General features: G+C 36.9%; 11 protein-coding genes. All 11 read left to right on the forward strand.

Translation table 11 applies throughout. From position 1 onward, the window contains the following. Window positions 1-168 precede the first annotated feature (168 nt). The 11 genes from ACZ2XM_RS04950 (at window position 169) to ACZ2XM_RS05000 (ending at window position 13141) form a co-directional block, all read left to right on the forward strand. Window positions 169-633 carry a prepilin-type N-terminal cleavage/methylation domain-containing protein gene (locus ACZ2XM_RS04950; protein WP_490587263.1) on the forward strand — a complete coding sequence of 155 codons (465 nt, stop codon included), beginning with the start codon at window positions 169-171 and terminating at the stop codon, window positions 631-633. Then, a complete protein-coding gene (gene pilV / locus ACZ2XM_RS04955) occupies window positions 630-1136 on the forward strand; it encodes a type IV pilus modification protein PilV (RefSeq protein WP_490587264.1) in 507 nt (168 codons plus the stop codon). Before ACZ2XM_RS04950 ends, pilV begins: the two co-directional genes overlap by 4 nt. A 1-nt stretch (window position 1137) precedes the next feature. Continuing rightward, entirely contained in the window at window positions 1138-2211 is a 1074-nt protein-coding gene (locus ACZ2XM_RS04960; protein WP_490587265.1) for a PilW family protein, read from the forward strand. Window positions 2212-2275: 64 nt separating this feature from the next. Beyond that, window positions 2276-3091: a pilus assembly PilX family protein gene (locus tag ACZ2XM_RS04965; protein ID WP_490587266.1), complete on the forward strand. Its 816-nt coding sequence runs from the start codon at window positions 2276-2278 to the stop codon at window positions 3089-3091. A gap of 84 nt (window positions 3092-3175) precedes the next feature. Further along, the gene (locus tag ACZ2XM_RS04970; protein WP_490587267.1) at window positions 3176-7210 is read left to right on the forward strand and encodes a pilus assembly protein; all 4035 of its coding nucleotides are present in this window, start codon (window positions 3176-3178) and stop codon (window positions 7208-7210) included. 17 nt (window positions 7211-7227) lie between these two features. Then, window positions 7228-7863, forward strand: coding sequence for a type IV pilin protein (locus ACZ2XM_RS04975; protein WP_490587268.1), 636 nt, complete (start codon window positions 7228-7230; stop codon window positions 7861-7863). Then, entirely contained in the window at window positions 7864-8355 is a 492-nt protein-coding gene (locus ACZ2XM_RS04980) for a type IV pilin protein (protein WP_490587269.1), read from the forward strand. Window positions 8356-8802: 447 nt separating this feature from the next. Then, window positions 8803-9264 (forward strand): pilin, encoded by a 462-nt coding sequence (locus ACZ2XM_RS04985; protein WP_490587270.1) that lies wholly within the window; start codon window positions 8803-8805, stop codon window positions 9262-9264. Between the two features lie 88 nt (window positions 9265-9352). Further along, a complete protein-coding gene (locus tag ACZ2XM_RS04990) occupies window positions 9353-11035 on the forward strand; it encodes a phosphoethanolamine transferase (RefSeq protein WP_490587271.1) in 1683 nt (560 codons plus the stop codon). Next, window positions 11032-11646 (forward strand): fused MFS/spermidine synthase, encoded by a 615-nt coding sequence (locus ACZ2XM_RS04995; protein ID WP_490587272.1) that lies wholly within the window; start codon window positions 11032-11034, stop codon window positions 11644-11646. The genes ACZ2XM_RS04990 and ACZ2XM_RS04995 overlap by 4 nt, the downstream gene beginning before the upstream one ends. Next, complete coding sequence (locus tag ACZ2XM_RS05000; protein ID WP_490587273.1) at window positions 11624-13141, forward strand: fused MFS/spermidine synthase; 1518 nt, start codon at window positions 11624-11626, stop codon at window positions 13139-13141. The genes ACZ2XM_RS04995 and ACZ2XM_RS05000 overlap by 23 nt, the downstream gene beginning before the upstream one ends. The last annotated feature ends 1 nt before the right edge of the window (window position 13142 follow it).

Below are 13142 nucleotides of genomic sequence, written 5' to 3' on the forward strand. Positions count from 1 at the left end.
GGAATGAATATTGCTAGGTTATAGAGATTAATAATGGCTTTAATGAAGCTGTTAGCTCAATGTTTGTGAGGGGTCCAACCTAAGGTTGGTACAGCAATTTATTATAATGTGTGGATGTGTATAGTGGTTGAGTCGCAGTGTCTTAAGTGCCCAAAATCGGCTAGATCTTTGCAGCTAGGCTTTACCCTTATCGAATTAATGGTGACGATAGCTGTGATGGGCGTCATTGTTAGTTTGGCGGCTCCCAACGTTAGCCAACAACTCGCAGCACAACGCGTGAATAACACCACATCGATGCTAGCAACGGCACTTAAGCAAGCCAAGATTGAAAGTGCTATTCGCCGCCTAAATGTTTCAGTGATTATTAATGACACCAATAAGTCCATTACTGTACAAGATAGCAGTAGTAACCCAATCGCACAATATCAACTCAAGGCCGCTAGCAGTATTAAAATTAATCCGACAACGCAGACCACATTATCTTTCCAACCGAACCAGAGAGTGGTTATGACATCTCCTGCCACTTCAGTTACTTATACTATTTGTGATACCAATACCAATATTACCCCTAAGCGAATTAGCGTTGATGCTGTCGCTAATATCACTACCGAAACCGCAGGAAGCTGCATATGAGTACGAAGCATAACCAAGCTGGGATAGGTCTAGTAGAGGTGATGGTAGCCGTATTGCTATTAGCCATTGCTGTATTGGGTTTTAGTGCTCTACAAATGCGGGCTATCCAAGCTACTGATGAAAGCTTAATGCGTACTCAAGCGATGAGTGTGGTAAGAGGGTTATCTGAAAGTATGCGAGCGAATTCGGGTCAGCTTGCTACTTATCAAAACGTAATAAAAAATGGAGGTACGGCGAATGATTGCAGCAGTATTAGCAAAAAATGTACGGCTGCGCAGATTGCCACAAATGAAGCCTTAGCGGCTAAGGCTGCGGCTACGACTTATGGCGTGAAGCTAGGAATAGCTGAGTGTCCAGGCACTAGCGGTTTTGCCGAGGTCAAGTGTGTGATTGCCGCCTGGAACGATACAAAGGCTAAGTTTGGTACAGAGGGAGATGACTGTGCCGACACTGATGGTGTTTATAAAATCAATGCCTCTTGTGTGATAGTTGAGGCTTACTAATATGAAAAATTCTCTAATAAATAATGTTTTATTAATCAACAATGAAAATTCTAAAGTAAAATCTAACGCTCTTAAAAAACCAGTATCCTCAGTACGATATCCAAATATCCAAAGTCCCCGTTTTAAGCAAAGAGGCTTTACCTTGGTAGAGCTGATGATATCGCTAGTTTTAGGCCTCCTTATTTCAGCTGCTGTTATTCAAGTATTTATTACCAGTCAACGGGTAGATCGTATCCAAGCAGGTGGCTCCGATATTCAAGATAAGGCTATCTTTGGCGTACAAGCTATTACCCAACAGTTGCGTCTAGCCAATCTAGGCAATGCCGGCGTCCCTATAAACGATTTGACAGCTAAAGGCGGTGTGGTTCTGACGGCAGGGGATGCTACGGCTACCAATGTCAATGTTGCTGTCACTGGTGGCCTAAATGCTGATTATCTTACCAAGCGTAGTGGCCTTAGCAACACGAACGTGGCCAGTGATCAGTTGACCATTCAATATACTAATACGACGGGTGGTAAGCTCTATGATTGCGAAGGCGCTACAATAAATGAAGATGATCGAGTTATTGAGCGTTATTTCATTAAAGAAGGTCCGGCAGCGACAGGGACTCGAAAAAACCTTAATTTAGCTTGTGACGCGGGCCGGATTACCGTCACTACTACTCCCACCCCTACCACTACCTTAACTAATTTTGGCGCGACGTCTGGCAATAAGACGGCTACTATCATAGAAAATGTTGATCAGTTCAATATTAGTTTTGGCGTGCAGCAATTAGTGACGAGCGCTAGTGGGGTAGCCAGCTATGAGTATGCGGATATGACCGTACCCACTTATAAAGCTCTCACAGTGACTAAGCCTTATATTACCAGTGTGCGCTTTGCTATCTTAGCCCGCAGTACGGCAAATAGTCCTGAAGAGAGTGGCAATGCTTTTACAATATTAGGGACATCACAGACCCTCAAGACCGAAACCAATGCCCCCAAATATCTACGCCGCGTGTATGAGTCTAATGTACTCATTCGCAATGCTCGCCTGATGAGTATAAGTGGCGTTACGGTAAGTACTGGATCTTAACTGCTTTTTAAGTTTACTGTCGATAAAATCTTGTACTGCATGTATTAATAAGGACTAATAGATCATGAGCTTTAAGCGTACTTCATCGCAATTTACTCTGCCCTCAACTCAAAGTGGGGCAGTATTGATCGTAGTCTTATTATTCTTAATTATGATTACGGTCGTCGGCGTGATTGCGGTACGTAATAGTAGTACCAATTTAAAGCTGGCTACTAGTGATCAGATTAATACGGTATTGTTGCAGGCATCCGATAGTGCAAATAATAAACTTGAGCAATCTGTTAATGATGATCCTAGCTCTACCCAATATAAAAAAATTATGGGTCTTACCGGAGTCTTTGGCTACTATATCTTAGGCGATAATGATAATGATGTTATTGACTTCTGTTATAGACCCCGCGAAGACTTTTATAATATTGCTAATGCTACTATTCGTCGAGGTACTGGAGTCTTAGCCAGTAGTACTAATGGCTATTGTGATCCTACTTTACTTGCAGACTATACTTCTGAACGCAGTACCACCATAACCCAAGTACAAATTAGATCTATAACAGGCAGTGCTGGTGGCGCCTTTAGTGATATGGCATTAGGCACAGATTCAGCTGAGAAGACAGCAAAGCAACAACAATTTAGAATTTATACTACATCAGTACTGCCTTCGTATGGCAATGCTAACAGTGCCAAAGTCCAAGAATGTTTTAAAAAGGATGCTTCTGCAGCCACTGATAACGTAGCAAGCTGTATGGCAGAGAACAATATTCCAGCCAAAATGCTAGTTGAAGATGTAAATCTTGAAAACTTTGCCAGCAGCAAATACTGTGAAAAATTTGGTGATACTACTTTCACGGGAGTAAAAGATGACTTATGTAGTCAGAAATAGTTACAGAAAGGTGGTCTTTTTTCTAACTAAATTAGTGAACCAACCTATGAGCGTTTTATTCTACGGTGCTCAGGAGCGATTAAAATGATTTATCAAGAATTTAATCAAGAAATAATAACGTCTTTAAAGCGGGCGCCTAGGAAAATAATGAAGAAAAAAGTACTATATCTCGCGCTAATTGCTATGAGTACTACGATTGTCCCTGCTAATAGTGCGACAGACGGTATTGGTGATTTGTCCATATATGTACCCCCTAAAGATGGAGGCAACATTATGATGATGGTAGATATCTCTGGTTCTATGGGCACAGTATTACTGTCTAATGGAAAAGTATTTGTCGATAGTATTTATTCTGATTATAAGTATAGCTGTATAACGCAACCACCATATTATGGTGCTAGTAACCCCAACTATGTAACTAATAATGGTTTCAGTGAAGCGTCTTTAAGTAAAACGGTTACGGTAGATGGCTCTACAATTGGCTATGATTTATCAGGCTGTAAGCGAGGAGCATGGAAGAACGCACGTTACACTAATGCCTCATGGGTTGCATCAGGCTACGATACAGATCAAGTGTTTAGAGAAGCACAACCAGACCGTTTAGGTCGTTTAAAAGATGCCTTAATTCAATCTTTAGGACAAAATCCTGATGGAAGTTATCGTATAGAAAGTAAAAACCTAGTTGGCTTAGGACAGTTTTCTGGTAATGATAATATTAATAACACAAGCGATGTAAAAAGATGGCAAGGTAAGATATTGGTACCAGCCTCTGAACTTACTGTGGAGCATCGTAAAAGATTAATAAATGCTATTAAAGGGCTGAATTTAGGAAATAACACACCTTCTGCAAACGCGTATGCAGAAGCTGCAGCTTATATGATGGGCACCACAACTTATAAGAATAATTCTACGCCGCATAGTGGGGTAAAAGCCTCTGACAACAGTACTACCAATAGCACGCGCACTGGATACTTAGAGCCTATACCAGCTAATAATGCTGTCTGCTATGGTAAGGGGGTTTTCTTTCTAACAGATGGTGAGCCAAATTCAGCTTTTTATCCACAAACTCCAGATATGATGAATTTAAGTTTAAATTCTAGCAACGCAGTTAGCACTAACTGTAGCTTAAATGGATTAATCACTAATAGTAATACAGCTTCTGGTTCTGATTCTGGTTGGCAATGCATAGGGCAATATGCAAAAGCTCTCCGAAATTACACTGATAGAACTAAAGATATTCGTACTGCCACAGTCGGTCTTGGTAGTGTGTTTGAAGGTAGTGGTAAGTTGGCCGAAAAGACTATCCTAAATAGTTCGGGTAAAGCAGAGACTACAATTGACTGTAGTAAAATTAGTAACAGCTTTCAAGATGCCAAAAACCTATGCTATTGGGGTATGAAAGAAAACTATAAAGCTGATGGTACTATTAGTAACAGTGACAAAATGTATGGTGGTGGTGGCTTTACGGTAGCAAAGAGTGCGGAAGATATTCAAAATAGCCTACAGAAATTTATTCGATCTTTCGGCGACGGTATCAAGCCCTTACCGTCAGGTACTATCACCGTACCTGACGATCCCTATCAATCAAATGCACGTTTACCATTTGCTTATTTACCTATGCTACAGCCGTCCACAGTTGGTGGTAATCAAATTTGGCAAGGTAACTTAAAGCGTTATAAAACGCAAAATGGGACCTTAGTTGGCAGGTCAGCAACAGGTGATTCAAAAATACCATTATTTTTGAATAGTAATAATAAGCTTAATCCTAAAGTAGATTTTAATCCTGCAGCTATAGACTTATGGTCAGATTCTGTTTTAGAAGGTGGCAATAATGAGATTACTTCTGGAGGCTTCTATGCTCAATTAAAAGCCCCTAACAGTACAAGTGCTGCAAGTGTGCGTAATGTATGGGTAGAGAGCTATCGTGATTCTAAAGATAATTGGGTAGATAGTAGCGGTGTCATAAAGGTGGGAGTAGATGGGAACACTAATAAACCTACGCTTGAGTTTGCTAAATTAGGCCCCACCTTTGAGAATCATCCAGATTTTCCTAGTAATAGCTATGGCCAATTTCAGACCAGGCGTATCCTGTTGAATTTTTTAGGCTATAACATTGACTATAACTCTACTGAAACTATCGGCGTAGTTAATTTTGATATGACGAAATATTTGCCAACGGATGAAAGACGTGTAGTTGGCGGGATTATTCATTCTAAACCTACATTGGTGTCTTATGGTGCTAATGTAGCTACAGATGGTACTGTAAATGTTGAGGGTAGAGAAGATTACTTATTATTTGGTTCAATGGATGGGGCGCTGCATTTAGTAGATGCAGAATCTGGTGAAGAAAAGTGGGCATTAGTGCTACAAGAGATGTTTAGGACTCAGCCTACAGCATTAGCTTATGAGAGTAAGGGTAGTTTAAAATTTGGTATCGATGCTCCGTGGCTTGTTAATGCTCGTTATGACTATGGAGATGTCGAGAAAGAAGGAGTTACTACCCAGCGAGTTAAGCTCTTCAAAAAGTCTACGGGTAAAGATGCAGCTGATAGTGTGACCGAAAACTACTTGCCTATAGCGGCCTATGGTGGCTTTCGTATGGGTGGTGATGGTCTTTATGCTTTAGATTTAGAGAATAAAGAAAAGCCGAAAGTACTATTTAAGATTACAGCAGATCCTATTAAAAACACTGCACGTGTAGCTGCTGATAATATCGTAAAATTACATACCAATACGGGTACTAACTTAAAAACAGGTAATGCAACAGATTACGCCAATGTTGGGCAAATATGGAATCAAGTAACTATAGGCCGCCTTAACAAGGAGGTTAGTGATACAAAAAAACCTTACGATGTCATTATCTTTGGTGGTGGTTATGATATGGCTTATGAAGACCCAACCTTTATTCCTACTAAAGCTGCTAAAGGAAGTTCAGTATATATTGCTGATGCGGAGACAGGTGAACAATTATGGAAGTGGGACAACCCGCAAAATCATAGTATCGTAGGTGGGATAACCAAGTTAGATCGAGACAATGACGGTCTATTCGATCATCTTTATTTCGCTGATTTAGGAGGTAACGTATTCCGTGCGGACTTCACTAATAAAAAAGGCAAGAAGTTTGCAAATATCCGAGTAGTTCGTATTCTTGATAGTGCTGGATCTTTGCCAATGACTGATAAAAAACTAGCCTATCGTTTTTATAACCGTCCTGTAGTGAGTTTCTATAAAGATGAAGGGGGTAACCTATTTGCTCTAGTTAATATTGCCTCGGGTGATCGTAGTTCTCCACTAGTGAAGCAACGTAGCCTTGGGTATGCTAATCGTGTTTATGGCATTATTGATACTGATGTAACTAAGGACAGCATTATGTCTAAACCTGCTACAGGTTCAGATACAGCAGTTACTGTGTTGGATACCCAAGAGTCACAGCTTGTAAAGCTAGGAAGCTTACCAACGACAACAACTGTCGATGTTAAAGTGCCAATTTCTCAGTACTGTGGTTCTACACCATCAAACCTATGTAAACAAAAATATAATTTGATTAGCCCTATGTTATCAAGTGCGCCTGTTGGTACTAAAAAGAAAGGTTGGTATTATCCGCTTACCCGCTTTGCTGGTTTTGAAGGTATCAATGATGTCAAAGCTATGGGTGACTATAAAGTAACTAACAGCTTCTTATACCTTAGTGCTTTCGATCCAAACTTACTTTATCCTGTTGCAAATACCTGTGATGCACAAACAGTAGGTGGCTCAGAGCAGCAGCTATACTGTTTGCCATATGGTGTTTGCTTAGATGATTCCTCCAAGACGGGTTCAGGAGGTTTTAGTCCAGTAGGGCAAGGTATCCAAGAATTAGCATTTGCCCCAGTCGATGAAAATAATCGTACTTCATTAACAGTGTTAGGCTCTCGTTCATTGACTGATAGACTTACCATTACTAATCGCGTAGATTTTGGTGAGAGTACAAAGAAAGGTACTAATCCCGGGAGTGTATCTGATCCTAATAAACAACGCTATCCCAATCTCACCAAGCTAGGTGGTGATGGCTCGATGGCAGAGATGATATTTAAAGAGCGTTTCATCTTGCAGCCTACGCAATGGTTTGAGGCGCAATAAGGCTGATGGAATCCACTATGAATACATCAGTTGATAAGATGCGAGGCTCTATTCGCCAGAGTTACGAGCAATTCACATTAGGAAGGCTGCACAACCATCAGAGTATGGAGGCGCAGCGAGGTTTCACTCTAATTGAATTGATGATTGTCATCATGATTATAGCTGTCTTAGCAGCGATTGCGATTCCTTCGTATCGTCGCTACGTGATAAAGAATGCAGAGAAAGAAACTAAAGCCCAAATGAAAAAGTTGGAGCTACAGTTAGAGAGCTGGCGCGCATCCCGCTTGACTTATAAAGGCTTTATGCCTGAGCGTGGTGACAACGTTTGTGCCACTGGCAATTATTGCTATGATTCTAATAGCAAAGTCATCAATGTACCGACGCCAAAGCAAGGGGTAACAAGTACCGCAAAATATCATATTACTTTAGTAGATGGTACGGATACTACTAAGAGTTTGGTAATCGCAGGCACAGATGTAAATACAGCTATTGGTAGAGGGTGGAAGATGTTAGCTATTCCAAATGAGGATGGGCCTGTCAGTACAGGTCGTCGTATCATGCTAACCAGTACAGGGGTTCAATGTCTGACCAATGACGATAACGTTGACATCGACTCAACCAATTGCGGTACCAGTAACTCGGAGACTTGGTAGATGATAAAAGATTCATTACAAATTACTCAGCCTCGCGTACATTATCAGGCCAAATCTACTTTAGCGGGCTTTACTCTAATTGAAATGATGATCGTAATAGCTATCATTGGGGTATTAGCAGCTATCGCTGTGCCTAGCTATAAGAATTATACGGTGAAATCTAAGCGGGCTGATATGATGGCGGAAATGCAGAATATTGCCAGTAATATCGAAGCAAAAAAGCTAGCTACAGGTAGTTACACTAGTGTCAAGATTGATGGGCTAGCAGGAAACTTTCCACGTCAAGGATCTGCTGCATATACAATTGCTATTACTCCTATCTCAACTACTGCTGATGGCACTAAACTTACTAGTGGGAAGTGGACTATTACAGCAGCGCCAACCGCTGGACAAAGTGGAGATGGAACTTTAACCTTAGGGGCGAATGGTACTAAATGTCGTGTTATAAATAATGTGAGTAAATGCGGTATGGCAGACGAATGGAATAAATAACCCTAACTGGCTAGTGTATTTAGTTGCATCAGGTAGGTTTCCATAGCAATGCTTTAGTGACAATTTGCGTACGAAAATTGACGCTATGTTTACTCAACTATCTACGAGTGACGTAAATTGTCAGTAATTGACGCATTTCGTCACTATGAATTTTCTTTAAACCTTGATTTAGATGGTCACAACTTAGATGTCTGTTGCTAATTAAATTTTATCTTTTAGTAGCTACCGTTAATCGGAGCATTGATCAGGAAGTGTTAGACAAGGCTAGTGAATAGTAATAATATGCACAAGTTAATACACAGTTGGCATATAACCTGCAACATAGTTTATAACAAGAGCATAAAGCTCAAAAATTACTTATTAGGATGAAATCTTAGAGGATTCACCAGTCAACTTAACTGACGGTATTACTTAGATATTATCTTCTTTACTCAAAAAGGATGCATTATGAACGCTCAAAAAGGTTTTACCCTTATCGAATTGATGATCGTTATCGCTATTATTGGTATTTTGGCTGCTATTGCTATTCCAGCTTACACTGATTATACAACTCGTGCACGAGTTTCAGAAGCTATGACTACTGCTTCTTCTATGAAAGCAACAGTATCTGAAAATATTATCAGTACTGGTGGTGATACTATAAAAACAACAGTAGATAATTGTGCAGGAGTATTAACTTTTGCAGCAGCAAGCACTAACTCTACTAAAAACGTATCTTCAGCAGAATGTACGCCTGCTTCAGGTATTATCAAAGTGACCACTACAGCAGATGCCAAAAATGTACCATTAACTTTAACGCCTACATATACAGGCAGTAATGTGCAATGGAAATGTACTACTGATGCAGCTAGCCAGAAATATGTACCTTCTGAGTGCCGTGGAACTGCATCAAGCTCTTCATCTTCATAAGTAAAACTTCCTAACATTAAAAAAAGAGACGCAATTGCGTCTCTTTTTTATTTTAAATTTCTATAACTCTGTAGGATTGTATAAATAAATGATAAAAAGATATATTTCCATTATATTTATAGGTTTAATTCTACTCCCTAATATTTATTTATATTCTATAAATTTAAATATTCGCTCTTTAATATTAACTATCTTCAGCTTATTTTATTTAGGAAGTTTTTTTAAAAATAGTAGATGGATAGGATTTTTAATCCCATTATATATGTTATTACCTGTTGTCTTGGGGTACATATATTATTATAAGATTATGCCTGAAGAGCAAGTGTTTAGTATTATTTTAGAGACAAACTGGCAGGAAGCAAGCAATTATATTGGTACTATGATTAACTATTATATATTTTTAATAAGTATATGGATTTTTTCTTGCTTTTATTTCCTATATATAAATACTGGTTTTCCTTTACGATGGACACATCGTAGTAGGTATTGGGTGTTAATTGCAGGAACTATAGGACTAGTAGTTACTTTATTATCCGAATATAATTTCAAAAACGAAGCAATTAAAGATTTTGAATTAAACGATACATTCTTAGCTGAAACTAAAGCAAATATTAATAGTGAGCTTGAGCAGATTTATCCATTTGGAATTTTTATAAATTTATATGATATGTATTATGAACAGAATAAAATAAACAGTGCATTCGAGAGAAACTCTAGTTTTAATTTTAACGCTAAGTCAATGGAAAAAAATGATAAAGAGCAAATCGTAATACTAGTAATCGGTGAGACGAGTCGAAGAAATAACTGGCAACTTAATGGTTATAATAGAAAAACTAATCCGTTATTATCTCAGCAGTCAAATTTAGTTAATTTAACAGATATTATATCTGTATCTAGTGTTACAAGAACGTCAGTACCCATAATATTGACTAGAAAGCCTGCAGAACTTGTAAACAAATTTGAGTTTAATGAAAAATCTATAATTACAGCATTTAAAGAAGCCGGATTTTATACCTATTGGATATCCACACAGCAGAAATTTGGTTCATATGATACAAGTACTTCGGTATATGCTAAAGAGGCTGACGTTATGATGTTTTTAAACAGAACAAATTACAGTTATCGAGGCGATACAGATGCTGTAGTTTTGCCGATAGTTAAAAAAATATTAAATAAAAAGAATAAAAAAATATTCATTGTATTACATACGTTAGGAAGCCATTATAACTATTCTCACCGCTATCCTGCAGAGTTCAATTATTTTAATCCCTCATTAAGTAATTTGAAAAAGTATAGTTTACAGAATAGAAAATATAAGCAGCAACTGATTAATAGTTACGATAACTCTATTTTATACACTGATTATGTTCTTAATGATTTGATTGAAATTATTAAATCAAAGAGTGAAACAGAATCTTTTTTATTTTATAGTTCGGATCATGGTGAAGATTTATTTGATGGAAAATGTAATAAAACTGGGCATGGTAATGATACAGCTTATAATTTTGAAATTGCTAGTTTTATATGGTATTCAAATGAGTTTGAAAATAACAATTTTAGTAAAGTAAAAAATGTTAAAAACAATGCTAATAAAAAGATTAATCATACTTCGGTATTTCCGACACTAATTGACGCTGCTGGAATTAAAATTCCAAATTATCAGAAAGAGAAAAGCTTATTAAATAACTTACATTATTACCCTCGTATAGTAATGGGTAGCCATAATTATGATAAGACTAGCTATGATAATATTTGTAGAGAAATAAAATGAATAAAGAGCAAAAAAATATACTTTCTAACCTAGCCGCCATATTCTTTATATCAGGTTTTAGCGCTCTAATCTATCAAGTTAGCTGGCAGCGTTTACTATTTACAGGATTTGGGGTTGATTTAACATCTATTACTGTAATTATTTCTGTTTTTATGATGGGTTTAGGGGTAGGAGCTTTTTTTGGAGGGAGAATAGCAGATAAGTTTTCGAATAAAGTAATATTGATATTCTGTTTAGTAGAAATGTTTATTGGTATATTCGGTTTGTTCAGTTATATCCTAATATTAGGACTACAGTCTTTATTAGTACAGGCAAGCTTATATATTCTATCTATATTTACATTTTGTTTGCTATTATTCCCTACATTTTTAATGGGTTTAACACTACCGCTTCTCACCGGGTTTTTTAATAATTTTATTGATAATATTGGTCAATCAATAGGTATGCTGTATTTTTATAATACTTTAGGTGCTGCTATGGGATCACTTGCAACAGGGTTTATATTATTTAACTATTTGACCCTATCGCAAACAATTCAATTAGCTGCAGTTCTCAATATAATGATAGCTACTGTTATATATATATTATATGGAAGAAATGATGCCTTATAAAAACTATATTTATATTATTTCTTTTTTTAGTGGATTTCTAAGCTTATCGCAAGAAATAATTTTGATGCGTCTAATATCATTTGTGGGCATGTCAGTACCTCAAGCTTTTTCCTACACATTATCTATATTTCTATTAGGTATAGCGATAGGTTCTCAAGTCGGTAAAAATACTTGCAAACGTAGATTGGAAATTGATATTTCAACACTAGGTATTTTATTAGTAATTGCTGCATTCGTTGATGTTTTTCTTATAATTTTGCTATATGTATATTCTTTTATGTATGGCCCTTCTATTATATTACTAGGTATAATTACATTTGTTTGTGCTGCAGTAAGAGGTATAGCCTTTCCATTAATACATCATGTTGGTGCAGCCAGTAAAAAAACAGGGACGCAAGTCTCTAATATCTATTTTGCCAATGTTTTTGGCAGTACTCTTGCACCGCTATTGATAGGTTTTGTCGCATTAGATTACTTCAATACTCAACAAGTATATTTATTGATTTGTGTGATGACTTTAATTGTAGGGCTTTTCTGTTTTAAATCTTTGAAATTAAAGTCACTCTTGTTTATTCTAAGTACTGTACTACTAACCACCTTAATATTACCTGAAAAAATATTTCATGAATTATCGAAAGACAGTCATAAAATTAACCAATATCCTAGTCAGCTTATCGAAAATAAATATGGATTTATTCAAGTTTATGACGATAACGATGATAAAGTAATTTTTGGTGCAAATGTATATGATGGGAAGCTAAACACTAATATATTTAAAGATACTAATGGTATCGATAGAGCTTATTTGTTGGCAACGGTTAAACCAGAAGCTAAATCTGCTCTAATTATAGGTCTGAGTACAGGATCTTGGGCAAAAGTTATAAGCACTATGCCAAGTCTAGAGAAAATTACAATTATTGAAATTAACCCTGCTTATGTAGACTTTATCAAAGACAACCCAGAGGTTAGTGATTTGTTAAAGGATGATAGAGTTGAAATCATATTTGATGACGGTCGTAAATATTTAAGACAGCATACTAATAGTAATTTTGACATTATATTAATGAATACTACATGGCATTGGAGAGCATATACGTCTAATCTATTAAGTATTGATTTTCTTAATATTATTAAAGGTTCATTATCAAAAGATGGTGTGTTGTATTACAACACTACTAAATCAATAGATGCTTATTATACAGCACAGAATACATTTGACTACGTTTATCAATATAAGTATTTTGCATTGGCTTCTGATAGAGAAGTTACTCTTAATGAAAAATCTATAGAGAGTAACTTATGCTTATTAAAAAACTATATTACTAAAGAGCCAGTTTTTAGAAATGAGCAAGAGTGTCTTAATGCTGCTAAAGTCATCATGCTTAATCCTTTTTTACCATATAAAGACATAGATATGTTACAGATTAATAGAGAGCCGGTTGTCATTACTGATAATAATATGGCTACCGAATATAAATATGGTAAAGGTTTATAGA

Source organism: Psychrobacter sp. CoH-33_TS_01, from assembly GCF_058189395.1.

What these genes read in the sequence shown, in the direction of transcription:
- pilV (WP_490587264.1), top strand. Translation starts at nt 630, where the DNA reads ATGAGTACGAAGCATAACCAAGCTGGGATAGGTCTAGTAGAGGTGATG.
- ACZ2XM_RS04960 (WP_490587265.1), top strand. Translation starts at nt 1,138, where the DNA reads ATGAAAAATTCTCTAATAAATAATGTTTTATTAATCAACAATGAAAAT.
- ACZ2XM_RS04965 (WP_490587266.1), top strand. Translation starts at nt 2,276, where the DNA reads ATGAGCTTTAAGCGTACTTCATCGCAATTTACTCTGCCCTCAACTCAA.
- ACZ2XM_RS04970 (WP_490587267.1), top strand. Translation starts at nt 3,176, where the DNA reads ATGATTTATCAAGAATTTAATCAAGAAATAATAACGTCTTTAAAGCGG.
- ACZ2XM_RS04975 (WP_490587268.1), top strand. Translation starts at nt 7,228, where the DNA reads ATGAATACATCAGTTGATAAGATGCGAGGCTCTATTCGCCAGAGTTAC.
- ACZ2XM_RS04980 (WP_490587269.1), top strand. Translation starts at nt 7,864, where the DNA reads ATGATAAAAGATTCATTACAAATTACTCAGCCTCGCGTACATTATCAG.
- ACZ2XM_RS04985 (WP_490587270.1), top strand. Translation starts at nt 8,803, where the DNA reads ATGAACGCTCAAAAAGGTTTTACCCTTATCGAATTGATGATCGTTATC.
- ACZ2XM_RS04990 (WP_490587271.1), top strand. Translation starts at nt 9,353, where the DNA reads ATGATAAAAAGATATATTTCCATTATATTTATAGGTTTAATTCTACTC.
- ACZ2XM_RS04995 (WP_490587272.1), top strand. Translation starts at nt 11,032, where the DNA reads ATGAATAAAGAGCAAAAAAATATACTTTCTAACCTAGCCGCCATATTC.
- ACZ2XM_RS05000 (WP_490587273.1), top strand. Translation starts at nt 11,624, where the DNA reads ATGGAAGAAATGATGCCTTATAAAAACTATATTTATATTATTTCTTTT.